This window comes from Rhizobium sp. F40D2 (assembly GCF_051810745.2).
GTDB lineage: Bacteria > Pseudomonadota > Alphaproteobacteria > Rhizobiales > Rhizobiaceae > Rhizobium.
Map to the genome: position 1 here is coordinate 1,245,567 of NZ_CM131436.1, position 21,047 is coordinate 1,266,613.

General features: G+C 61.8%; 22 protein-coding genes. 15 read left to right on the forward strand and 7 right to left on the reverse strand.

Annotated elements, in window-relative coordinates:
- Positions 1-50 precede the first annotated feature (50 nt).
- From ACS4RS_RS06025 to ACS4RS_RS06035, 3 genes are all read right to left on the reverse strand, one after another.
- Positions 51-1,079 carry an ABC transporter permease subunit gene (locus ACS4RS_RS06025; RefSeq protein ID WP_439011718.1) on the reverse strand — a complete coding sequence of 343 codons (1,029 nt, stop codon included), beginning with the start codon at positions 1,077-1,079 and terminating at the stop codon, positions 51-53.
- A complete protein-coding gene (locus ACS4RS_RS06030) occupies positions 1,063-2,583 on the reverse strand; it encodes an ATP-binding cassette domain-containing protein (protein WP_439011717.1) in 1,521 nt (506 codons plus the stop codon). The genes ACS4RS_RS06025 and ACS4RS_RS06030 overlap by 17 nt, the downstream gene beginning before the upstream one ends.
- A 258-nt stretch (positions 2,584-2,841) precedes the next feature.
- The gene (locus ACS4RS_RS06035) at positions 2,842-3,825 is read right to left on the reverse strand and encodes a sugar ABC transporter substrate-binding protein (RefSeq protein ID WP_439011716.1); all 984 of its coding nucleotides are present in this window, start codon (positions 3,823-3,825) and stop codon (positions 2,842-2,844) included.
- Positions 3,826-4,155: 330 nt separating this feature from the next.
- Between ACS4RS_RS06035 and ACS4RS_RS06040 the strand changes: the two genes are divergently transcribed.
- A complete protein-coding gene (locus ACS4RS_RS06040; RefSeq protein WP_439011715.1) occupies positions 4,156-5,166 on the forward strand; it encodes a substrate-binding domain-containing protein in 1,011 nt (336 codons plus the stop codon).
- A 125-nt stretch (positions 5,167-5,291) separates the two neighbouring features.
- Here the strand turns inward: ACS4RS_RS06040 and ACS4RS_RS06045 are convergent, their stop codons facing one another.
- The 3 genes from ACS4RS_RS06045 to rsmI form a co-directional block, all read right to left on the reverse strand.
- Entirely contained in the window at positions 5,292-5,795 is a 504-nt protein-coding gene (locus ACS4RS_RS06045; RefSeq protein WP_439011714.1) for a cupin domain-containing protein, read from the reverse strand.
- A 113-nt stretch (positions 5,796-5,908) separates the two neighbouring features.
- Positions 5,909-6,277 (reverse strand): YraN family protein, encoded by a 369-nt coding sequence (locus ACS4RS_RS06050; RefSeq protein WP_012559692.1) that lies wholly within the window; start codon positions 6,275-6,277, stop codon positions 5,909-5,911.
- Complete coding sequence (rsmI, locus tag ACS4RS_RS06055; protein WP_439011713.1) at positions 6,267-7,184, reverse strand: 16S rRNA (cytidine(1402)-2'-O)-methyltransferase; 918 nt, start codon at positions 7,182-7,184, stop codon at positions 6,267-6,269. Before rsmI ends, ACS4RS_RS06050 begins: the two co-directional genes overlap by 11 nt.
- A 248-nt stretch (positions 7,185-7,432) precedes the next feature.
- Between rsmI and dnaN the strand changes: the two genes are divergently transcribed.
- The 8 genes from dnaN (at position 7,433) to ACS4RS_RS06095 (ending at position 13,386) form a co-directional block, all read left to right on the forward strand.
- Positions 7,433-8,551 carry a DNA polymerase III subunit beta gene (gene dnaN, locus ACS4RS_RS06060; RefSeq protein ID WP_439011711.1) on the forward strand — a complete coding sequence of 373 codons (1,119 nt, stop codon included), beginning with the start codon at positions 7,433-7,435 and terminating at the stop codon, positions 8,549-8,551.
- A gap of 78 nt (positions 8,552-8,629) precedes the next feature.
- Positions 8,630-9,541 (forward strand): DUF72 domain-containing protein, encoded by a 912-nt coding sequence (locus ACS4RS_RS06065; RefSeq protein ID WP_439011710.1) that lies wholly within the window; start codon positions 8,630-8,632, stop codon positions 9,539-9,541.
- Between the two features lie 95 nt (positions 9,542-9,636).
- The gene (gene pmtA, locus ACS4RS_RS06070; protein ID WP_003589079.1) at positions 9,637-10,236 is read left to right on the forward strand and encodes a phospholipid N-methyltransferase PmtA; all 600 of its coding nucleotides are present in this window, start codon (positions 9,637-9,639) and stop codon (positions 10,234-10,236) included.
- Positions 10,236-10,817, forward strand: a complete 582-nt coding sequence (locus ACS4RS_RS06075; protein ID WP_439011709.1) for a histidine phosphatase family protein — start codon at positions 10,236-10,238, stop codon at positions 10,815-10,817. The genes pmtA and ACS4RS_RS06075 overlap by 1 nt, the downstream gene beginning before the upstream one ends.
- Positions 10,818-10,823: 6 nt before the next feature.
- Entirely contained in the window at positions 10,824-11,531 is a 708-nt protein-coding gene (pyrF, locus tag ACS4RS_RS06080; protein ID WP_012559687.1) for an orotidine-5'-phosphate decarboxylase, read from the forward strand.
- A gap of 28 nt (positions 11,532-11,559) precedes the next feature.
- Entirely contained in the window at positions 11,560-11,847 is a 288-nt protein-coding gene (locus ACS4RS_RS06085; RefSeq protein ID WP_439011708.1) for a DUF1330 domain-containing protein, read from the forward strand.
- Between the two features lie 124 nt (positions 11,848-11,971).
- The gene (locus ACS4RS_RS06090) at positions 11,972-12,952 is read left to right on the forward strand and encodes an NAD-dependent epimerase/dehydratase family protein (RefSeq protein WP_439011707.1); all 981 of its coding nucleotides are present in this window, start codon (positions 11,972-11,974) and stop codon (positions 12,950-12,952) included.
- A 281-nt stretch (positions 12,953-13,233) separates the two neighbouring features.
- Positions 13,234-13,386 (forward strand): hypothetical protein, encoded by a 153-nt coding sequence (locus tag ACS4RS_RS06095; protein ID WP_003570911.1) that lies wholly within the window; start codon positions 13,234-13,236, stop codon positions 13,384-13,386.
- 234 nt (positions 13,387-13,620) lie between these two features.
- On the opposite strand, the gene ACS4RS_RS06100 is transcribed toward ACS4RS_RS06095, so the two are convergent.
- A complete protein-coding gene (locus tag ACS4RS_RS06100; RefSeq protein ID WP_003583708.1) occupies positions 13,621-14,418 on the reverse strand; it encodes an undecaprenyl-diphosphate phosphatase in 798 nt (265 codons plus the stop codon).
- Between the two features lie 224 nt (positions 14,419-14,642).
- On the opposite strand from ACS4RS_RS06100, the gene ACS4RS_RS06105 reads away from it, so the two are divergent.
- The 6 genes from ACS4RS_RS06105 (at position 14,643) to ACS4RS_RS06130 (ending at position 21,019) form a co-directional block, all read left to right on the forward strand.
- A complete protein-coding gene (locus ACS4RS_RS06105) occupies positions 14,643-15,335 on the forward strand; it encodes a glutathione S-transferase family protein (RefSeq protein WP_049730772.1) in 693 nt (230 codons plus the stop codon).
- Between the two features lie 12 nt (positions 15,336-15,347).
- Positions 15,348-16,502, forward strand: a complete 1,155-nt coding sequence (queG, locus tag ACS4RS_RS06110; RefSeq protein ID WP_449313994.1) for a tRNA epoxyqueuosine(34) reductase QueG — start codon at positions 15,348-15,350, stop codon at positions 16,500-16,502.
- Positions 16,502-17,371: an NAD-dependent epimerase/dehydratase family protein gene (locus ACS4RS_RS06115; protein ID WP_439011706.1), complete on the forward strand. Its 870-nt coding sequence runs from the start codon at positions 16,502-16,504 to the stop codon at positions 17,369-17,371. Before queG ends, ACS4RS_RS06115 begins: the two co-directional genes overlap by 1 nt.
- A gap of 395 nt (positions 17,372-17,766) precedes the next feature.
- Positions 17,767-18,129 carry a septal ring lytic transglycosylase RlpA family protein gene (locus ACS4RS_RS06120; protein ID WP_439011880.1) on the forward strand — a complete coding sequence of 121 codons (363 nt, stop codon included), beginning with the start codon at positions 17,767-17,769 and terminating at the stop codon, positions 18,127-18,129.
- Between the two features lie 158 nt (positions 18,130-18,287).
- Positions 18,288-19,577 (forward strand): RsmB/NOP family class I SAM-dependent RNA methyltransferase, encoded by a 1,290-nt coding sequence (locus ACS4RS_RS06125; RefSeq protein WP_439011705.1) that lies wholly within the window; start codon positions 18,288-18,290, stop codon positions 19,575-19,577.
- 167 nt (positions 19,578-19,744) lie between these two features.
- A complete protein-coding gene (locus ACS4RS_RS06130; protein ID WP_439011704.1) occupies positions 19,745-21,019 on the forward strand; it encodes an imelysin family protein in 1,275 nt (424 codons plus the stop codon).
- The last annotated feature ends 28 nt before the right edge of the window (positions 21,020-21,047 follow it).

The window sequence follows — 21,047 nt, forward strand, 5'->3', positions numbered from 1 at the left end:
CTGAATGCCGGACAGATGTAGGTCGGCCCGGTATCAAACGCAACGGCCAATCAGGGGCTTCGCGTTTCGAGAATCCGCATCAACCGGCCGCGGTAGCTGTCGAGAATGACGGCCAGCACGATGACGGCGCCGATGACGATCGGCTTGATATTGTCGTCGGCGCCGAGCAGCTGCAATCCGGTCGACAGCACCTGCAGAATGCAGGCGCCGACCAGCGTGCCGATGATCGAACCCTTGCCGCCCGAGAGACTGGTGCCGCCGATGATGACGGCGGCGATGGCATTCAGCTCGTAGCCGATGCCGGCAACCGGGCTGCCGACATTGAGGCGGAGCAGATAGACCATGGCGGCGATGCCGGCCGTCAGCCCTGAGATGGTGAAGACGGCGATCTTGTATTTTTTCGGCTGATGTCCGGAGAGCCGGACTGCCTCTTCATTGGTACCGATGGCAAAGACGAAGCGGCCGAAGACGGTATAACGCAGCACGAACCAGCCGATCAGGACGACGACGATCGCAATCAGGAAGATCGACGGGAATATGCCCCAGAAGATCAGGTTGCCGAAATCGACGAAAGGCTGCGGCAGGCCGGTGATCGTCGAATTGTCGCTGACAACGCGCGCCAGGCCGCTGGCAACGTTGAGCATGCCGAGGGTGACGATGAAGGAGGGAAGCTTCCACTTCTCACAGATCCAGCCATTGACGGCGCCCAGCACCGCGCCCGTGCCCATCGAGGCCAGACAGGCGAGAACAATCGCCTGCCAGGGAGAAAACATCGGATTGATCATGATCGTGGCGCCGATCACCGTGCAAAGGGCAAGCAACGATCCCACCGAGAGATCGATGCCGCCGACCAGGATGACGAAGGTCATGCCCGCGGCAAGCACGGTGTTGATGGCAATCTGCACGAAGATCTTCAGGAAATTCTCGGGCGTGGCGAAATAGGGCGCCGTCGCCGAGAAAAACGCCAGGATCAGGATCAGGGCGATGGCGACGCCCGCCTCCTTCATCGAGATCCGGATAAGCTTGTCCCAGAAGCGCGCCTCTTTCGCCTCGGTCTGTTTTTCAATGCTGGCGGACACGGCTGTACTCCTTGTAGGCGAGCGAAAGGATCCTGCTTTCGTCAAATTGTTCCCGCGCGATTTCGCCCGCTATCTTGCCGTCGGAGAAGACGATGATGCGATGGCAAATGCCGATCAGCTCCGGCAGATCCGAAGATACGACCAGGACACCTTTTCCTTCGGCCGCAAACTTCCATAAGAGTTCATAGATCTCGGCCTTGGCGCCGACGTCGATGCCGCGGGTCGGCTCATCGAAGATCAGCACCTTGGGGCCGCGGAACAACCATTTGGCGATGACGACCTTTTGCTGGTTGCCGCCGGAAAAAGTCCTGACAGCCTGGTGGATCGAGGGTGTCTTGATCCGCAGTTCTCGCACGAGGCGCTGCGAATGATCGTCCTCCGCCTTCCGGTTGATCAAGCCGTTGCGGGAGATCTTGCCGAGATCGGTGATGGTGGCATTCTGGGCGCAGCTCATGTCGAGCATCAGGCCCTGCATCTTGCGGTCTTCGGTCGCCAGGCAGAGGCCGGCGGCCACCGCATCCTTCGGCGAATTGATCTCGACCGGCTCGCCGTTCAGGCGAATTTCGCCTGAGGCCTTGAGGTCGGCGCCGAAGAGGGCGCGCACCGCCTCGGTGCGGCCGCTGCCGACAAGGCCGGCAATGCCGACGATTTCGCCCTTGGCGACGTAAAAGGACAGTTCGGGGCTGTTGCGCGTCACCTTCAGGCCGGAGACACCGAGCGCTTCGCCGGATACTGCGCTGTCGCCTTTAAAAATGCCGTGATCGGCAAGCTTGCGTCCGACCATGAGTTCGACGATCTCGGGGATCTCAAGTCCGGAGAGCGGCCGGGTGATCACATGCTGGCCGTCGCGCAGCACCGTCACATCGTCACCGACCTCGAAGATCTCCTCCAGCCGGTGGGAGATATAGAGCGTGGTGACGCCGCGGCCCTTCAGGCGCTTCAGAATTTCGAAGAGGCGATCGACCTCCTTGGAGGTCAGGGTCGCCGTCGGTTCGTCAAGGACAAGAAGCTTGCTTTCGTAACACAGCGCCTTGGCGATCTCGACCAATTGCAGCTGCGCGACGCTGAGGCGGTTCGCGAGTGTCGTCGGGGCGACGTCGAGGCCGACTTCTTCGAGCAGTTCGGCCGCTCTGGCGTTCATCGCCTTGTAGTTCACCAGGCCGTATCGGCGCGGCAGATGTTCGAAGAGCAGGTTTTCGGCAACCGTCAGGTTGGAGAGGGGATGCAATTCCTGGTGAATGACACGGATGCCGGCCTTGAAAGCCTCGAGCGGCGAAGCCGGGTGGTAAGGCTTGCCGTCGAACAGGATATGGCCGTCATCCGGCCTGAAGACGCCGCCGAGCAGATTGATCAGCGTCGACTTTCCGGCACCGTTTTCGCCGAGGAGAACGTGCCCCTTGCCGCGACCGATCCGCATCGAGACATCCTTAAGCGCCACGACGCCCGGGAAGCGCTTGCCGATCCCTTCCAGTCTCAGGATATCGTCATCTGCTGCGTCTGACACGTCCGACCTCATGCACGCTTTGAGCAATTCCAGGCAAAGCGCGAAGCGCTTTTGCCGGGAATTGCGTAAAAACAAAAAGCTAGAGCGGTTCTGCGCTTCCATCAAAGCTGAAACGCTCTAGGCGATCCTCCGCGAAAGGCGCATCGGAGAGGCTCGAAAGCGAGCCTCCTCCGGAGCGATCGACGCGTCAATCGGATGATAGCCGTTGGCGCCGGCCGCAGCCGGCGCTTCCATTGGCTTTGCAGCCAGCGATCCCGATTATTTCAGGTCGGCAGAGGTGACGAGCTTGACGTCGGTCTTGACCCAGCCGGTGAATTTTTCGCCGGCAAGTTCCCGCATGCCATAGTCGATGCCCATGACCGCCATCTGCGCGCCATACTGCTCGACGGTGGCGAGCATCTTGCCATCCTTGATCAGCGGCTGAACCGGCGGGATGTTGTCGAAGCCGACAACCTTGATCTTGCCGGCCTGTCCGGCCGCATCGAGGGCCTTGACGACGCCGAGGGCCATGGAGTCGTTGGCGGCCATAACGCCCTGGATATCCTTATACTTCGTCAGGAAATTGGTCATGACGGTGTTGGCTTCCTCGGTCTCCCAATGGGCGGTCTTGCTGTCGAGAAGCTCGAGCTTGCCCGTCTTGACCGAGTCCATGAAGCCTTCCTTGCGCTCCTTGGCATTGTCGGCCTCGGGGTTGCCCTCGAGGATGACGACCTTGGCGCCGGGACCCAGATCCTTGGCAAGCGCATCGCCGGCAAGCTTTGCCCCTTCCTTGTTGTCAGGCCCGAAGAAAGCCAGATCGATACCGGCCTTCTTCTTGGCATCGGCATCGAGCGGCACGTCGATATTGATGACCTTGACGCCAGCCTTGACCGCTTTTGCCAGCGGCGTCGCCATCGCCTTTGAGTCGGCGGGCGCCACGACGATGATATCATATTTCTGAGTGACGAAGTTTTCGACGGCATCGACTTGCGAGGCGAAATCACGCTCGTCCTTCATGCCGACAGCCTTGAAATCGAACTTGTCCTTGTTCTCGGCCGCATATTTGTCGGCGCCGGCCTTCATCTGCTTGAAGAACTCATTCGACAAGGATTTCATGATCAGGCCGACCTTCGGCTTCTCAGCCGCAAAGGCTGATGACACGCTGCAGGACAGCGCAAGCACCAAGGTGCCGGCAAGGCCGAGCTTCAACGCCGCACGGCGCGGTGCACTGATCATGACGGATTCACGCGTAAAATTGGACATTTTTTCCTCCCGAACGGCCCAGGGCTCAGCTCCATCTGAGTTGCCCGCGGCAAATGAACCGTTTCCAACGCCAAATGGGTAACATGCCTCCAAAAATTGTCAAGCGGCCGGAATTGCGCGAGACAGCAAGCTGTATCGCCACGTCCGATGCATATTGACATGTTCGAGATGAACCGTTTCCATGCTGTTGAACAGGCGGCTCTCATGTTCAACCGCCGGGATCGAGACACGGCCCTTTGACTAGGGACCTGAAGACCATTAGCTGGAAGCCAGGATCGGGCGCCCTCGCGCGTCTTGCGCAGGCGAAGATGAAGGGCATCTATTTCAATCATGTCAAAGGTCGGAATCAGGGACGTTGCCAAGCTCGCGGGTGTTTCCACCGGCACCGTTTCGCGAGTCTTGAACGACCATCCCTCGGTGACCAAGGACGTGCGGGCGCGCGTCGAAGGAATCATCAAGGACCTGGGTTACCTGCCAGATCCGTCGGCAAGAAGCATGCGCGGCAAGGTCAGCCGCCTGATCGGCATCGTCATTCCGGATCTGACCAATCCATTCTTCTCCGAACTTGTGCAATCGGCGGAGCAGGCGGCGGCCAATCACGGCTATAATATCATCGTCATGACCTCGCTCGATCATGCGGCCAAGGAAGCCGATCGGATCAAGCAGCTGACGAGCCGGAAGGTCGACGGCATCATTCTGGTTCCCAGCAATGATTTCCATACGCTCAAGCTGCCGAAAGGATTGCCGATCGTCGTCGTCGACCGTCTGATGCCCGGATATTCCGGCATTGCCGCCGATCACCGCAATGGCGTCCGCTTGGGCGTCGAGCATCTTCTGAAACTCGGCCATCGCCGCATCGGCTTCATCTCGGGGCCGGGACATTCCGTCCCCGCCAATGATCGCCTCAGGGGTTATCTCGACGCCATGGAGCAGGCGGACGGCGGCACGACAATGGCCGGACCGCCGCTGATTGCCGAGGCGGCTTTCGACTATGAGAGCGGCCGTTCGGCGGGAAATTATCTTCTGGCCCGGGCGCGCAACGAGCGGCCGACGGCGATCTTTGCCAGCTCGGACCAGCAGGCGATCGGCTGCATGCGGGCAGCGCACGATCTGGGAATTCCGATCCCTGCGGCCCTTTCCATCGTCGGCTTCGATGGCATCCCGCTCGCCAGCATGACCACGCCGCGCCTGACGACGGTGAAGCAGCCGATCCAGGACGTCGCCGCCGCCGCGGTCGCCGTTCTGTTGAACAAGCAGACCGCGCCCGAACTCGACGATCCGATCCTGTTTGCCTGCGAGATTTTAGAGGGGGAAACGACCGCCCCGCCTCAACCGGATTAAAGCATGTCGCCCGAAAGCGTGCCGCGGTTCCGGGATAACGACATGCATCAAAACAACACGCTAAAGCGCGTCGCATGAATCAAATTCGATGCGATGCGCTTTAATGCATCACCCGTAGCGGGTTTTCAGGCGGCGATGCCCTGATTGCCGCTGTTGCGCAGCATGTTGCGGAGGCGATAGGCGATCGCGAGCGGCTTGGGGAAGGGCTTGCGCAGGAAGGCAACCTTGCGGACATAGGTGTCGACCCGCCAGCTCGCCCAGGTTCCGCCGGCGAAAAAGGCGACGTCGCCGGCGCAGAGCGTGCGTTCGGTGCCGTCCTCGGCGGTGATATGGACCTCACCTTCGAGGATCATCACGGTCTCGTCCCAGCCGAAATACCAGCGGAATTCACCGGCCGTGCAATCCCAGATCGCCGTCAGCGAGGCCTCGTCGTGACCGCGCGAATGTTCGGCGGTGCGGGCCTGCGGATTGCCGCTGACGATCCAGTCCGGATTGATCGGCGTCGACTTCAGCGGCAAGAGATCGCTCGCATGTGCAACGAAGGATTTCCCGGCCGGCTTCACGACGGCATAAGGCACCGAGCGCGCAGCCATGGCGACCGCACTTGCAAGCATCAGCTTCCAGGCCATGAAACAACCCCCAATTACTATCCCTACCGAGATTTGGGTAGCAGACAGTCGTAAGAAGCTGGTTCACGCGGGGACTAAAAGTTTAACGATCGGGGGCCGATGGCCGAAAGAGGTCAGAAGGCATCGGGAAAATGCCGCGGCAGCCGGCCCGGCATGACCGCGACGATATCGTAGCGCTGGGAAAGCCGGGCCTGGTCCGCCTGGCGGGCGAGCCAGAGATCGCTTGCCGCCCGTATGCGTTTTTGAGCAATGACGGAGACGGCATCGACGGCCGCCGCCTCGCCATGACGGGCCTTGACCTCGACGAAGACGGCGAGATCGCCCTTGCGGGCAATAATGTCGATCTCGCCGAGCCGGGTGCGGTGGCGCAGCGCCAGGATGCGGTACCCCTTCAGCATCAGAAAGACGGCGGCGACATATTCCGACATCAGCCCCCGGCGCAGCGCCTTCCTTCTGAGGGCAGTGCGGTCGTTATCGGCCATCGGCGCCCTTGAGCTCCAGCAGGCGCTGGTAGAGCACCTTGCGCGGCAGGCCGGTGAGGCGGGCCGCCTCGGTCGCGGCCTTGGCCGTCGGCATGGTCTTTGAGAGATCGGCCAGCACGGCTTCGACATCGGCCTCAGGCGTTTCCACAGGTTCCGGCGGGCCGACGACGAGGACGATCTCGCCCTTGACGTTTTCCACTTGCTGATAATGTGCGGCAAGCTCGCCAAGCGTTCCGCGGCGGAACTCCTCATAGGTCTTGGTCAATTCGCGGCAGACGGAGGCGGGCCGTGCGCTGCCCAGCACATCGGCGGCGGCAACAAGCGTTGCGCCGATGCGATGCGGCGATTCAAAGAAGATCAGCGTCGCCGGAACTGCGGCGAGTTCACCCAGACGATCGCGGCGGGCCTTGTCCTTGACCGGCAGGAAGCCGGCGAAGAGGAAGGCGTCGTTCGGCAGGCCGGAGCCGACAAGGGCTGCAAGCGGCGCCGAGGCGCCGGGAATGGGAATGACGCGGTAACCTGCCGTAATCGCCTGCTGTGCCAGCCGATAGCCTGGATCGGAGACCAGCGGCGTGCCGGCATCGGAGACCAGCGCCACCGAGCGGCCGGCCTCCAGCGCCTGCAACAATCGTGGGCCGGCCTCGTCGGCATTGTATTCGTGATAGGCGAAGGGGCGGTTCTGGATGCCGTAGCGGTCGAGCAGCACGCGGGTGACGCGCGTATCCTCGCAGGCGAGCACGTCGGCGCCGGCCAGGGTTTCGAGCGCCCGCAGCGTGATATCGCCGAGATTGCCAATCGGGGTGGCAACCAGATAAAGCGCCGGCTCCAGCGGCCGCGCCGGCACCGCCATATTGTGCAGGCGGAAGCTTCGCCGGGTGGCGGCCTGCTCTGTCGTTTCCTCATTCATGCCATTTGCTTTCGTCCCGCCGTCATCGCGCCTTTATGGGCGAGCGGCAAGGGTTCGGCAAGGGTTCGGATTTCTGTGAGAATTGCTCTGGAAAACCGCAAATGCAGGCGTTCAGTCCCGCATCCCTCTTGCAATCCGATGCTGAAGTCTGCCATTTTGCCCGTCCACTCCCCCGGTCTCAGGCCGGGAAAGCATTCTTCGGGTGCTCGATGCGCCCGGACAGTCACGGTCGAAAGCGGTAGCATTCCATGCGTATTACTATTGAGCGGTCAAACCTGTTGAAATCGCTGAACCACGTGCACCGCGTGGTCGAACGTCGCAACACGATCCCGATCCTGTCCAACGTATTGCTCAAGGCCGACGGCCAGAACCTCGACATGAAGGCGACCGACCTCGACCTCGAAATCACCGAGGCGACGCCGGCAAGCGTCGAGCAGGCCGGCGCCACCACCGTTCCGGCCCATCTTCTCTACGATATCGTGCGCAAGCTTCCCGACGGCTCGGAAGTGCTGCTGGCCACCAGCAGCGATGGCGGCTCGATGACCGTGCAGTCCGGCCGCTCGAAATTCTCGCTGCAGTGCCTGCCTGAATCCGACTTTCCCGATCTGACCGCCGGCACCTTCACGCATTCCTTCAAGCTGAAGGCGACCGATCTGAAGATGCTGATCGACCGCACGCAGTTCGCGATCTCGACCGAGGAGACGCGCTATTACCTCAACGGCATCTTCTTCCACACGATCGAGAGCAAGGGCGAGCTGAAGCTGAGGGCGGTCGCCACCGACGGCCACCGGCTGGCGCGCGCCGATGTCGATGCGCCCTCCGGCTCCGAAGGCATGCCCGGCATCATCATTCCGCGCAAGACGGTCGGCGAGTTGCAGAAGCTGGTCGACAATCCGGAGGTGACGGTGACCGTCGAGGTCTCGGACGCCAAGATCCGCCTGACGATCGGCTCGATCGTCATGACCTCGAAACTGATCGACGGCACCTTCCCGGATTACCAGCGGGTCATCCCGACCGGCAACGACAAGGAAATGCGCGTCGACTGCACGACCTTCGCCCAGGCCGTCGATCGTGTCTCGACCATTTCCTCCGAACGCGGCCGCGCCGTGAAGCTGGCGCTGTCCGAGGGGCAGCTGACGCTGACCGTCAACAACCCGGATTCCGGCAGCGCCACGGAAGAAGTCGCCGTCGGCTACGACACGGATGCGATGGAAATCGGCTTCAATGCCAAATACCTGCTCGACATCACCGCGCAGCTTTCCGGCGAGGAAGCGATCTTCCTGCTTGCCGATGCCGGCTCGCCGACGCTGATCCGCGACACGGCCGGCGACGATGCACTTTACGTGCTGATGCCGATGCGCGTCTGACGGGAACGAAGGCCGTCCGTCTCCGTTTTTCCTCCTGTCAAGCGGGGGATTGCTCCTCCTGTGAAAACGGAGGATCCGATGATGAAAAAGGCGGGAACGGTGCGCATCGGCGTATCCGGCTGGACCTATGCGCCCTGGCGCGGCCAGTTCTACCCGAAGGGCCTGCCGCAGAAGCAGGAGCTTTCCTACGCCGCCCGGCACTTTCCGTCGATCGAGATCAACGGCACCTTCTACAGTCTGCAGCGTTCCGAAAGCTTCGGCCGCTGGCGCGACGAAACGCCCGACGATTTCGTCTTTGCGGTCAAGGGACCGCGTTTCATCACCCATATGCTGCGGCTGCGCGAGATCGAGACGGCGCTCGCCAATTTCTTCGCCTCCGGCCTGCTGCGGCTTGGCCCCAAGCTTGGGCCGATCCTCTGGCAATTCCCGCCGAACATGGCTTTCGATGCCGATCTTTTCGAGAGTTTCCTGGCGCTGCTGCCGCAGGACCGCGATGCGGCGACAGCACTCGCCAAGCGGCATGACGGGCATGTCAAGGGACGGGCCTGGCTTCGAAGCGACGGCGATCAGCCGATCCGCCACGCGCTGGAAATCCGCCACGACAGCTTCCGCTCTCCCGCCTTTATCGAAATGCTCAGGCGACATAATGTCGCTCTCGTCTCAGCCGACACAGTGGAATGGCCATTGCTGATGGATATCACCGCCGATTTCATCTATTGCCGCCTGCATGGTTCCGAACAACTCTATGTCAGCGGCTATGAGGACGAAGCACTCGACCTATGGGCCGAACGCATCCGCGCCTGGGCAACCGGCGGGGAACCGAAAAATGCGACACGGGTACTGGCGCCGCTCGCAGCGTCCAACAAGGGCCGCGACGTCTATCTCTATTTCGACAATACCGACAAGAAGCTGCGCGCGCCTGTTGACGCCGTTCATCTTTGCCAAAGGCTTGCTGATCTCATGCCGCGTTTCGCGCCGAAAGCCGCTTGAGCTGTTGATGTCGCTATCCTTGTTGCGAAAATCCTTGTCCCGGCAGCGACAAGCGGCATATTAAGACAGTCGATCAACATGCGGATGGGTGGAGAATGCGCTTAAGGGTCAAGGTCAAGGAACAGCTCGGGAAGAGATTCGATGAGGAAATCCGTTTCTTCCGGGGCATGATGCAGGGGCCGAAGACGGTCGGCTCGATCGTGCCGACCTCCTCGATCACCGCCAAACGCATGGCAAGCGTCATCGACATGCATTCCGGGCTACCGGTGCTCGAGCTCGGGCCGGGCACCGGCGCGATTACCAAGGCCATCCTCGGCCGTGGCGTGAAGCCGGACAATCTGGTCGCGATCGAATATTCGACGGATTTCCACCAGCATCTGCTGCGCGCCTATCCCGGTGTGCACTTTATCAACGGCGATGCCTTCGATCTCAAGACCACGCTTGGCACCTTCGGCGACCAGACGTTCGATTGCGTCATCTCCTGCATTCCGCTGCTGAACTTCCCGATGGCGATGCGCGTGTCGCTGCTCGAAAGCCTGCTCGACCGTCTGCCGGCCGGCCGGCCGGTGGTGCAGATCTCCTACGGCGCGATCTCGCCGATCGCCGCAAATCCCGACCGCTACCACATCCAGCATTTCGACTTCGTCATGCGCAACATTCCGCCGGCGCAGCTCTGGATCTACCGGCGCGGCTGATGTTCGGACTCTACATCACCCATCCGCAAGTCAAGGTCGATGCCAACGTGCCCGTGCCGAAATGGGGGCTTTCCGATGTCGGCGCTGCGCGTGCGCACAAAGCGGCCGAGAGCGGCTGGGCCAGGCAATTGCGGCGCATCATCTCCAGCGACGAGACAAAGGCGATCGAAACGGCCGAAATTCTGGCGGAAGCCTCCAGCACGAAGATCGAGATCGTCCACGGCATGCATGAAAACGACCGTTCGACCACCGGCTTCCTGCCGCCGCCGCAATTCGAGGAAGCGGCCAACTGGTTCTTCGCCCATCCGGAAGAAAGCTTCAAAGGCTGGGAGCGCGCCGTCAACGCGCAAACCCGTATCGTCGAGGCGGTGCAGACGGTGCTTGCCACACATGATGCGACAGCGCCGATTGCCTTCGTCGGCCATGGCGGCGTCGGCACGCTGCTCAAATGCCATCTGGCCGGCAGGCCGATCGGCCGCGACCGCGACCAGCCGGCCGGCGGCGGCAATCTCTATGCTTTCGGCCTTGCGGATCTGGCCCTGACATGCGACTGGACACCCATCGAAGACTGGCGGGGGTGACTTGAAATGGACGCACGCGAGCGGCTGATCGTCGGCCTGGATGTTCCAACAATCGGCGAGGCGGAAAAACTGGTTTCCACGCTCGGCGACGACATTCTCTTCTATAAGATCGGCTATCAGCTGGTCTTTGCCGGCGGCCTCGAATTCGCCCGCGATCTCGCTGCAAGCGGCAAGAAGATCTTTCTCGACATGAAGCTGCTCGACATCGACAACACCGTTGCCTCGGGCGTCGAGAACATCGCCAAGATGGGCATGTCGATGCTGACGCTGCATGCCTATCCCAAAGCGATGAAGGCGGCGGTCGAGGCTGCGGCCGGCTCCGGCCTCTGCCTGCTCGGCGTCACCGTGCTGACCTCGATGGATGCCGAGGACCTTGCAGACGCCGGCTACAGCCAGGATCCGCACAGCTTGGTGCTGCGCCGGGCCGGACAGGCGCGCGCCGCCGGCATGGGCGGTATCGTCTGCTCGGCGGCTGAGGCGGCCGAGGTGCGCGAGATCGTCGGACCCGACATGGCGATCGTCACTCCCGGCATTCGCCCGACGGGCAGCGACCACGGCGACCAGAAGCGGGTGATGACGCCGTTCGACGCGCTGAAGGCGGGGGCGACGCATCTCGTCGTTGCCCGGCCGATCGTCAAAGCGCCCGATCCGAGAGATGCCGCCCGCGCGGTGCTCAACGAAATGGTCGGCGCCCTCTGGCCGGCAAACCGCTGACAGCAACCAAGACAAAAGGGAGAAGATCATGGCCAAGGGATACTGGATCGCCCGCGTCGACGTTCGCGATGCCGAGCGCTACAAGGATTACGTGGCGGCGGCCAAGCCCGCCTTCGAAAAATACGGCGCGAATTTCCTCGCGCGCGGCGGCGCCTTCACCGAACTGGAAGGAAGGCCGCGCGCCCGCAACGTCGTGATCGAATTCCCCTCGATGCAGCATGCCGTCGACTGCTACAATTCGCAGGAATACCAGATCGCCGCCAAAATCCGCCAGGAAGTGGCAGATGCGGAAATGGTCGTCGTCGAAGGCGTCTAGCACTATGCGGTAGGCCGCCTCGCATCCGCAAAAACTGAGGGCGCGATGGGCCTTCCCGTGGCGCCGGGATTCGGCTAAGACGGAGCCGATACAGCATCCCGCCAAGCCTTTCGAGGAGCCTGCCATGACCCTTGCCAACCTGCCGCCGCTCGTCACCGCATTCGGAGGATCCGGCTTCGTGGGCAGGCACGTGGTACGCGCCCTCGCCAAGCGCGGCTATCGCATCCGCGTCGCCGTGCGCCGTCCCGATCTCGCCGGTTTCCTGCAGCCGCTCGGCAATGTCGGCCAGATCTCTTTCGTCCAGGCGAACCTGCGCTATCGCAGCTCGATCGACCGTGCCGTCGATGGCGCGGACCACGTCGTCAACTGCGTCGGCATTCTACACGAAACCGGCCGCAACACCTTTGATGCGGTGCAGGAATTCGGCGCGCGTGCGGTCGCTGAAGCGGCGCGCGGCGCCGGCGCCACGCTCGCCCATATTTCGGCGATCGGCGCCAATGCCAATTCCGAGTCCGGCTATGCCCGCACCAAGGGCCGCGCCGAAACCGCCATCCTCTCCGTCAAGCCCGACGCGGTGATCTTCCGCCCGTCGATCGTCTTCGGCCCGGAGGACAGCTTCTTCAACAAGTTTGCCGACATGGCCCGCATGTCGCCGGTCCTGCCGCTCATCGGCGGCGGCAAGACCAAATTCCAGCCCGTCTATGTCGAGGATGTCGCCGAGGCCGTCGCCCGCGCCGTCGACGGCAAGGTCGCCGGTGGCAAGGTCTATGAGCTTGGCGGGCCCGAGGTGCTGAGCTTCCGCGAATGTCTCGAGATGATGCTGAAGGTGACGAGCCGCAAGAACCCGCTGGTGTCCCTGCCCTTCGGCATTGCGTCGAAGATCGGCAGCATCGCCTCGCTCATCCCCTTCATAACGCCGCCGATCACACCGGATCAGGTGCGCATGCTGAAGCATGACAACATCGTTTCCCGGGAAGCCGAGGCGGAAGGCCGCACGCTGAAGGGCCTCGGCATTGCGCCCACCATGGCCGCATCGGTGCTCGGCTCCTACCTCGTGCATTATCGTCCGCACGGCCAGTATACGGGCACCGGCAAAGCCGCCTGAACAGTTTCGACCTTCTGGAGGACGCCGTTCGCGCACGCCGCGGACGGCGTTTTGCTTTGCCGGCTTAAGCAAAGCTGGCGCAAGTTTGAAATGTTGTTGTGCCGCCCATCTCAGGCGCAGTTGCATAAAAGACGCATCAGAAATTTTGTGGAATTAACGCCAAATTTAGCAGGAACGTTTATTGCTATTTGCCATTCCACTGACTACCAAACCCCGCGCGTTTCCGAACAGACTCAACGTCTGCGACAGCGTGCGGCAATCACTGTGAAAGGCATTACTCGATGGGCAAGTCAATCGCGCTTCTGTTTGCGTGTGCGGCGCTGGTTATCCTTGCAGGCTCCTTCGTTGCGTCCGGCTCGGTCGCAGCAGTAAAGGGTGGCTGCTCGCCGGCCTACGGCGTCGATCCTTGCTCGACGGCTTCGATCAGCCATTGACGAAAAGCCGGCCTCGGCGCCGGCCATAGAAGACAAACAGCGGGCGGAACGTCTGAAGCGGGACGTTCCCAAATGAACGCTTGGTCTTGCCGGCTTTAAAAGCAGCGGGCGCTTAATCTCTCAATATTGCCTATCTGAAAAATCGGCGACTGCCGGGGATCGGTGCTTGTTCGCCAAGCGCGGCAGAGCTTTGCATCCGCGCCGGTTGCGCGAATGCAAAGCCGTTGGAATGTCTCAGCCGATCAGACCGGTTGCGGCCATGCCGAGCAGCAGGACGCCGAGAATGATGCGGTAGATGGCAAACAGCGTGAACCGGTTGCTTCTGATATAGGCGAGCAGCCATTTGACCGCGATGAAAGCGACGATCGTGGAAACGACGAAGGCGATGCCGAGTGCGGTCCAGTCTTCGTTTGCCGCGCCGCCGTCCTTGAAGGTCTTCAGCAATTCATAGCCGCTCGCCGCATACATGGTGGGGATGCCGACGAGAAAGGCGAATTCGGTCGCTGCGGCGCGGTTGCCGGTGCCGGCCAGCATGGCGACGAAAATGGTGGCGCCAGAGCGCGACGTTCCCGGGAAGATGCCGGCAACGATCTGGGCGATACCGACCAGGATGGCGACGAGCCAGGTGATCTCCTTATGGGGGGCCTTCCGCGCCGCGGCCCATTCGGCAAAGATCATCCAGATACCGCCGATGATCAGCGCCCAGGCGATCGGGGTCGCCGTCTCCGGCAGTTCGAAACCGAGCTTCTTGACGACGAGCCCGAGGATGGCAGTGATGAGAAAAGCGACGATCAGCTTGGCGGCATAATCGCGGTTCGCCGGTTCCCGCCAGCCAAGCACTAGATCCAGCAGGCGGCGCCAGTAGATGATGGTGACGGCAAGGATGGCGCCGGCCTGGATGACGATGTTGAACATGTCCGACCGGTGGCCGAGCCATTGCTCCGCAATGATCAGGTGACCGGTGCTCGAGATCGGCAGAAATTCGGTGATCCCCTCGATGACACCGAGAAGCACAGCATTGATGTAGTCCATTAATTGTCTCCGGTTTAAAGGTCGGCCGCGCTTGAGCCGATCAGCCGCGGCCGCATCCTCATACGCAAGAAGCGTGTTTTGTCCCTCGTCAGAGGGTGTGAAATCCGATTCGCTTGTATTGGCGGGGCCAAGCTCCTATAGCTTCAACCAATGAGTCATGACTAGGGCGCTATAACTGAGCTGCCACACAGTCCTGTAACAGCAATCACGAAGCTCGAGTATCGATGCCCACGCTTTATCATCATCCCATGTCATCCGCATCTCGCTTCGTTCGGCTGATCCTGGCCGAATACGGCTATCAGGCGGATCTGATCGAGGAGCAGACATGGGAGAAGCGCCGGGATTTCCTGGCGCTCAACCCGGCCGGCACGCTGCCGGTCTATGTCGACGACAGCATGCGGGCGCTCTGCGGCGCCACGGTCATTTCCGAGTACCTGGACGAGACGCACGGCGTGTTGAAGCGCGACCGGCGGCTGCTTGCCGAGGACCCTTTCCAGCGGGCGGAAATCCGCCGGCTGAGCGAGTGGTTCATGCAGAAGATGGAAAACGACGTGACCAAGCCGCTCGCCCGCGAGCGTGTCTACAAGTTGCAGATGACCGCCGATCAGGGCGGCGGAGCGCCGGATTCGAAGATTTTGCGCACGGCCCGCGCGAATATCCGCCAGCATATGCGCTATCTCACCTGGCTTGCCGGCTCGCGCCAATGGCTGGCCGGCGAGCGGATGAGCTATGCCGATCTTGCCGCCGCGGCCTCGATTTCGATCCTCGATTATCTCGGCGAGATCGACTGGGCGGATGCGCCCGTCGTCAAGGACTGGTACCAGCGGCTGAAATCGCGCCCCTCCTTCCGGCCGATGCTGACCGAGCGGGTGCGCGGCCTGACACCGGTTTCCCATTATGCCGATCTGGATTTCTGACGAGGGCTCTTCATCCCCGAAGCCGATGATGACAAAGAGCGCCGCCGCCGCGACAATTTGACCAACTTCGTCCGGGCGGAATCTGCCGCCAGGGGCTTCGATCTCTGCCGCATCACGCGGCCCGACGCGATCCCTGAAGCGAAGGAGCGCCTCGGCCAATTCATCGATGCCGGGCGCCATGGGACGATGGAGTGGATGGCGGAGACGCGTGAGCGGCGCGGCGATCCCCGCACGCTCTGGAGCGAGGTTCAGTCCGTCGTCATCTTCGGCCTCAATTACGCCCCGGAGGAAGATCCGCGCGGCATTCTCGCCAAGCCTGATAAGGCGGCGATCTCAGTCTACGCCCGCAACCGCGATTATCACGACATCATTAAGGGCCGGCTGAAGGAGATCGCCACGCGTTTTGCGGCACGCGCCGGCGCCGATGTCAAAGTCTTCGTCGATACCGCGCCTGTCATGGAAAAGCCGCTGGCGGCGGCAGCCGGCCTCGGCTGGCAGGGCAAACACACCAATCTCGTCAGCCGCACGCATGGCTCCTGGCTGTTTCTCGGCAGCATGTTCACCACCGCCGATCTTGCCGTTGATGCCGAAGAGGCCGATCATTGCGGCTCCTGCCGCGCCTGCCTCGACATCTGTCCGACGGCCGCCTTCCCGGCGCCCTACCAGATCGATGCACGGCGCTGCATCTCCTATCTTACCATCGAGCATAAGGGTCCGATCGACCCCGAACTGCGGCCGCTGATCGGCAATCGCATCTATGGCTGCGACGACTGTCTTGCCGCCTGTCCCTGGAACAAGTTCGCAAGTGCTGCCTCCGAAATGAAGCTGAAGGCGAGGGACGATCTGCAGGAGCCGTCGATCGCCTTTCTGCTGACGCTCGATGATGCCGCCTTCCGCGCCTTCTTCAGCGGCTCGCCGGTGAAGCGGATCGGCCGCGACCGCTTCATCCGCAATGTTCTGATCGCTGCCGGCAATTCCGGCGAGAAGGCTCTTATCGGCCAATGTCGCATGCTTGCCGACGATGCCTCGCCGGTGGTGCGGGGGATGGCCGTGTGGGCGCTTTCGCGGCTGATGGCGGCTGGCGATTTTGCGGCCTTTGCCGCACAAAGGGCTGGCGAGAGCGATGACGACGTATTGAACGAATGGCGGCTGGCGGGAGTGGGCTGATGCATGTGATGATTTTTGGCTGCGGTTTTTCCGGCACGGCGATCGCCAAGGCCTTCGCCAACGACGGCGTGCGCATTTCCGGAACCACGCGCTCGGCCGACAAGATCGCGGCGCTCCGGCAAAACGGCATCGAAGCTTTTCTTTTCGACGGCGAGACTGTGGACGACGACTTGCGCCGGGCTCTCGGAAGCGTCACCCATCTCGTGCAGTCGATCGCGCCCGGCAAGGGCGACCCGTTGCTGCGGCTGCTGGCCGAAGACCGCGCAAGCCTGCCGTCCAGCCTCGAATGGATCGGTTATCTCTCCACCGTCGGCGTCTATGGCGATCACAAGGGCGCCTGGATCGACGAGGAAACACCCTGCGTGCCCGTATCCGGGCGCTCGAAGGAGCGGCTCGAAGCGGAATCGGGCTGGCTGGCAATGGGTGAGGCGTGCGGCGTGCCGGCGGCGGTGCTGCGCCTTTCCGGCATTTACGGGCCGGGGCGCAATGCCTTTTGCAATTTGGACAAGGGCACGGCGCGGCGGCTGATCAAGAAGGACCAGGTGTTCAACCGTATCCGCGTCGAGGATATCGGTGCTGCGACCCGCTTCCTGTCGGAGCATGGCCTCGGCGGCATCTATAATGTCACCGACGACCAGCCCTGCCCGCCGCAGGATGTGATCGTCGAGACGGCACGGCTGATGGGCGTCGAACCGCCGCCGGAGCAGCCTTTCGAAACCGCCGAGCTGACGCCGATGGCGCGCTCCTTCTACGGCGAGAACAAGCGGGTTTCGAATGCGAAACTGAAGGCCGCCGGTTTCCAATTCGCCTTTCCGACCTATCCGATGTCGCTTGCGCAATTGTGGCGGGACGAGCGCTGGCGCGGTTAAGACGAGCCCGTTTTGACCCACCCGAAAGAGTAGGAAATTCCTACTTTCCTAATTTAGCCGAGCAATTTTCGCCGCGAATATAGTTAACGGCCTTTGAATTTGCTGAAATGTGGCAGCAAATATGGCGTAGGCAGCAAAAAAATTTCGTGATTTTCGTGACGGCCTTGGGGTTTAATAATTCCTCGGAAAATTCGTTTGAATTCTAGCTGATTTCATTGCGTTTTTTCCACATTTCGCCTTCTGGCGCCAATTCTCATATTTTATCAATGACATCACAAATATTACAGACTGCAATACTCCGTGATCGCGCCCGGCACTTTTTCGCCACTTTTTCACAGATTTAAGCCCCGCCGCCTGCAAGGGCGTTGAGTTCAATAGTTGAGGGATACTCTGTTTTGAAGAAAATACGTCGTTCTATTATCGCTGCCGGAACTATTGCAGCCTGCTCTTGCCTGCTTCCGGCGCAGAGTTTTGCTGGAAATGGCTGCGGCGGTGCTTCATGGTACGCACTCCACTCCAAAACTGCTTCCGGGGAACGTATGAATCCCGCCGTCTTGACTGCCGCGCATCGTTCGCTTGCCTTCGGCACCAAGGTCAAGGTCACCAACCGCAACAATGGCCGCACCGTCGTCGTTCGCATCAACGACCGTGGTCCTTTCATCCGCGGCCGGGTACTTGACCTGTCGCGCGCAGCGGCACAGAACATCGGCATGGTCAGCTCCGGCACGGCGAAGGTCTGCTACCAGGTGGTCAGCTGAGGCCAGGTTAGCCTCGCAGCAATTGGCTGCGCCGTCACCGGCGCTTGCTCTTGCCGTCAATCGCGGTTACCACGCGGTTGAGATTTGTGAACACTCCGCCCACGCCTGGCGTGACCATGCGGACCGATCGCACATCATGGCAATTAGGAGATTTGTGAATGCGTCTGGGCGGCCGCCTCGAAGGGGCGATTTCTGTGCTCGCGGATATCGACGCCCGCAAGCGGCCCGTCGCCGACGCGCTGAAGGACTGGGGCCTTGCGCACCGCTTCGCCGGTTCCGGCGACCGCGCCGCCATCGGCAACATCGTCTATGACGCCCTGCGCATGCGGCTTTCCCATGCCTGGCTGATGGATGACGATAGTGCAGCGGCGATTGCCCATGGCGTCATGTTCCGCCAATGGGGTTTCACACCGGACCGTCTCGCCGCCGAACTGGCGGACGACAAATTCGCGCCGGCACCGCTTTCGGCCGATGCCCTCTCGGCCTTCGAAAGCCGCTCGCTCGACGATGCGCCGCCGCATATCCGCGGCGATATTCCCGAATGGGTCCAATCCTCCTTCGAACAGGCCTTCGGCGCCGGCTGGCTCGCCGAGGCACAGGCACTTGCGGCGCGGCCGACACTTGATCTGCGCGCCAACATCCTGAAGTCCTCCCGCGACAAGGCCGTCAAGGCGCTCGAAAGAGCCGGCGCTCAGGCGGCGAAAGTCGCCCGCTACGGCATCCGGATTGCCGCCGGCGAAGGCGCCTCGCGTCTTCCCAACGTGACGGCCGAGCTTTCGTTCCAAAAAGGCTGGTTCGAAGTCCAGGACGAAGGTTCGCAGATCGTCGCCGACCTGGTGCTCGCCCATGAGGGCGACCAGGTTCTCGACTATTGCGCCGGCGGTGGCGGCAAGACGCTCGCCATGGCGGCCGCCATGCAGAACAAGGGACAGGTTCACGCGTACGACGCCGACCGCAAACGGCTGGCGCCGATCATCGAGCGGCTGAAGCGGGCGGGCACGCGCAATGTCCAGGTGCATGACGACGCCAGAGGGCTTACCGGCCTTGCCGGACGCTGCGACAAGGTGCTGGTCGACGCGCCCTGCACCGGCACCGGCACGTGGCGCCGCCGCCCCGATACGAAATGGCGGCTGACGGCGAAGAACCTCGACGAACGCACCGCCCAGCAGCAGGACGCGCTGGCGCAGGCAAGCGGCTTCGTCAAGCCAGGCGGCGAGCTGGTCTACGTCACCTGCTCGGTGCTGCCGCAGGAGAACGAGGAACAGGTGCGCCGTTTCACGGCTGACAATCCTGATTTCCAGATCGTCAGCGCCCTGCCTGCCTGGGATGCGCTCTTCGGCAAAGACGCCCCGCGGCCGCACTCTTCCGACCGGCTGACAGTGACGCTGACGCCGGCTTCCACCGATACGGACGGCTTCTTCTTCTGCCGCATGCAGCGGAAGGGCTGACCCGCGGCAGCTGCCAATTTTCCGGACGAATGCTCTGCAAAACAAGCGTGTTTGCAGCCCTCCTGCATCCTTAAAACCATTCCAAACTAGAGCATTTGACACAAGTTTACTTTTGGGCGATGAGACGGGGCCCGATTTAGACGGAAGATCCGTCACAGGAGAGGATCATGAAGCTCAATAAATTCCGCGCAGCCGTGCTGGCGATCACCCCCGCAGCCCTGCTCGCCCTTCCCGCGCATGCCGAGACCGATGCCGCCGCCGTGGTGAAACACTATGCCGGCGTGGCGCATGCCAAATACGAAGACTCGCTGACAACGGCAAAGGCACTCGATGCCGCGATCGATGCCTTCCTGAAGACACCTGATGACGCGACGCTGAAGGCCGCCCGGGACGCCTGGATCAAGGCGCGCGTTCCCTATCAGCAGACGGAAGTCTATCGCTTCGGCAATCCGATCGTCGACGACTGGGAAGGCAAGGTCAACGCATGGCCGCTCGATGAAGGCCTGATCGACTATGTCGATCCCTCCTACGGCACCGAGAGCGACGAAAACTCCCTCTATGTGGCCAATGTCATCGCCAACAAGACGATCAAGATCGACGGCAAGGATGTCGACGCCTCCAAGCTGACTCCGGAATTCCTCTCCGGCACGCTCGCCGAGGCCGGCGGCATCGAGGCCAATGTCGCTACCGGCTACCACGCCATCGAATTCCTGCTCTGGGGCCAGGACCTGAACGGCACGGGACCCGGCGCCGGCAACCGCCCGGCAACCGATTACGACCTGAAGAATTGCACGCACGGCAATTGCGACCGCCGCGCCGAATATCTGAAATCCGCCTCCACCCTGCTGGTGTCCGATCTGCAGGAAATGACCGACAACTGGAAGGCGGACGGCGCTGCGACGAAGAATGTCGAAGCCGACCCGAAGGCCGGCCTCGTCGCGATCCTGACGGGCATGGGATCGCTTTCCTACGGCGAACTTGCCGGCGAACGCATGAAGCTCGGCCTGCTGCTGCACGATCCCGAGGAAGAGCATGATTGCTTCTCCGACAATACCTACAACTCGCATCTGAACGACGCGATCGGCATCGCCGCCGCCTATACCGGCAACTATACCCGCGTTGACGGCACCAAGCTCAGCGGCCCGTCGCTGCATGATCTGGTGGCCGCCAAGGACAAGGCGCTCGACGCCGAGGTGGAAGGCAAGCTCAACAAGACGCTCGACGCAATGAATGCCATGGCAAAGCGCGGCGAGACGGTCGAGAAGTACGACCAGATGATCGGTGAAGGCAACAAGGAAGGCAACGCCGTCGTCCAGGCCGCCATCGACGGACTAATCGACCAGACGAAATCGGTACAGCGCGTTATTGCCGCGCTAGATCTCGGCACGGTTCAGCTTGAAGGTTCCGACAGCTTGGATAATCCTAACGCCGTCTTCAAATAAGCAAAAAGGCGGGCCGCTTCGATGACGA

Coding starts and splice junctions, on each gene's coding strand:
- ACS4RS_RS06105 (WP_049730772.1), top strand. CDS start 14,643: ATGCCCACGCTTTATCATCATCCCATGTCATCCGCATCTCGCTTCGTT.
- ACS4RS_RS06130 (WP_439011704.1), top strand. CDS start 19,745: ATGAAGCTCAATAAATTCCGCGCAGCCGTGCTGGCGATCACCCCCGCA.
- ACS4RS_RS06065 (WP_439011710.1), top strand. CDS start 8,630: ATGATGAAAAAGGCGGGAACGGTGCGCATCGGCGTATCCGGCTGGACC.
- ACS4RS_RS06100 (WP_003583708.1), bottom strand. CDS start 14,418: ATGGACTACATCAATGCTGTGCTTCTCGGTGTCATCGAGGGGATCACC.
- ACS4RS_RS06050 (WP_012559692.1), bottom strand. CDS start 6,277: ATGGCCGATAACGACCGCACTGCCCTCAGAAGGAAGGCGCTGCGCCGG.
- ACS4RS_RS06115 (WP_439011706.1), top strand. CDS start 16,502: ATGCATGTGATGATTTTTGGCTGCGGTTTTTCCGGCACGGCGATCGCC.
- ACS4RS_RS06045 (WP_439011714.1), bottom strand. CDS start 5,795: ATGGCCTGGAAGCTGATGCTTGCAAGTGCGGTCGCCATGGCTGCGCGC.
- ACS4RS_RS06085 (WP_439011708.1), top strand. CDS start 11,560: ATGGCCAAGGGATACTGGATCGCCCGCGTCGACGTTCGCGATGCCGAG.
- ACS4RS_RS06090 (WP_439011707.1), top strand. CDS start 11,972: ATGACCCTTGCCAACCTGCCGCCGCTCGTCACCGCATTCGGAGGATCC.
- ACS4RS_RS06125 (WP_439011705.1), top strand. CDS start 18,288: ATGCGTCTGGGCGGCCGCCTCGAAGGGGCGATTTCTGTGCTCGCGGAT.
- ACS4RS_RS06075 (WP_439011709.1), top strand. CDS start 10,236: ATGTTCGGACTCTACATCACCCATCCGCAAGTCAAGGTCGATGCCAAC.
- rsmI (WP_439011713.1), bottom strand. CDS start 7,184: ATGAATGAGGAAACGACAGAGCAGGCCGCCACCCGGCGAAGCTTCCGC.
- ACS4RS_RS06095 (WP_003570911.1), top strand. CDS start 13,234: ATGGGCAAGTCAATCGCGCTTCTGTTTGCGTGTGCGGCGCTGGTTATC.
- ACS4RS_RS06040 (WP_439011715.1), top strand. CDS start 4,156: ATGTCAAAGGTCGGAATCAGGGACGTTGCCAAGCTCGCGGGTGTTTCC.
- pmtA (WP_003589079.1), top strand. CDS start 9,637: ATGCGCTTAAGGGTCAAGGTCAAGGAACAGCTCGGGAAGAGATTCGAT.
- pyrF (WP_012559687.1), top strand. CDS start 10,824: ATGGACGCACGCGAGCGGCTGATCGTCGGCCTGGATGTTCCAACAATC.
- dnaN (WP_439011711.1), top strand. CDS start 7,433: ATGCGTATTACTATTGAGCGGTCAAACCTGTTGAAATCGCTGAACCAC.
- ACS4RS_RS06035 (WP_439011716.1), bottom strand. CDS start 3,825: ATGTCCAATTTTACGCGTGAATCCGTCATGATCAGTGCACCGCGCCGT.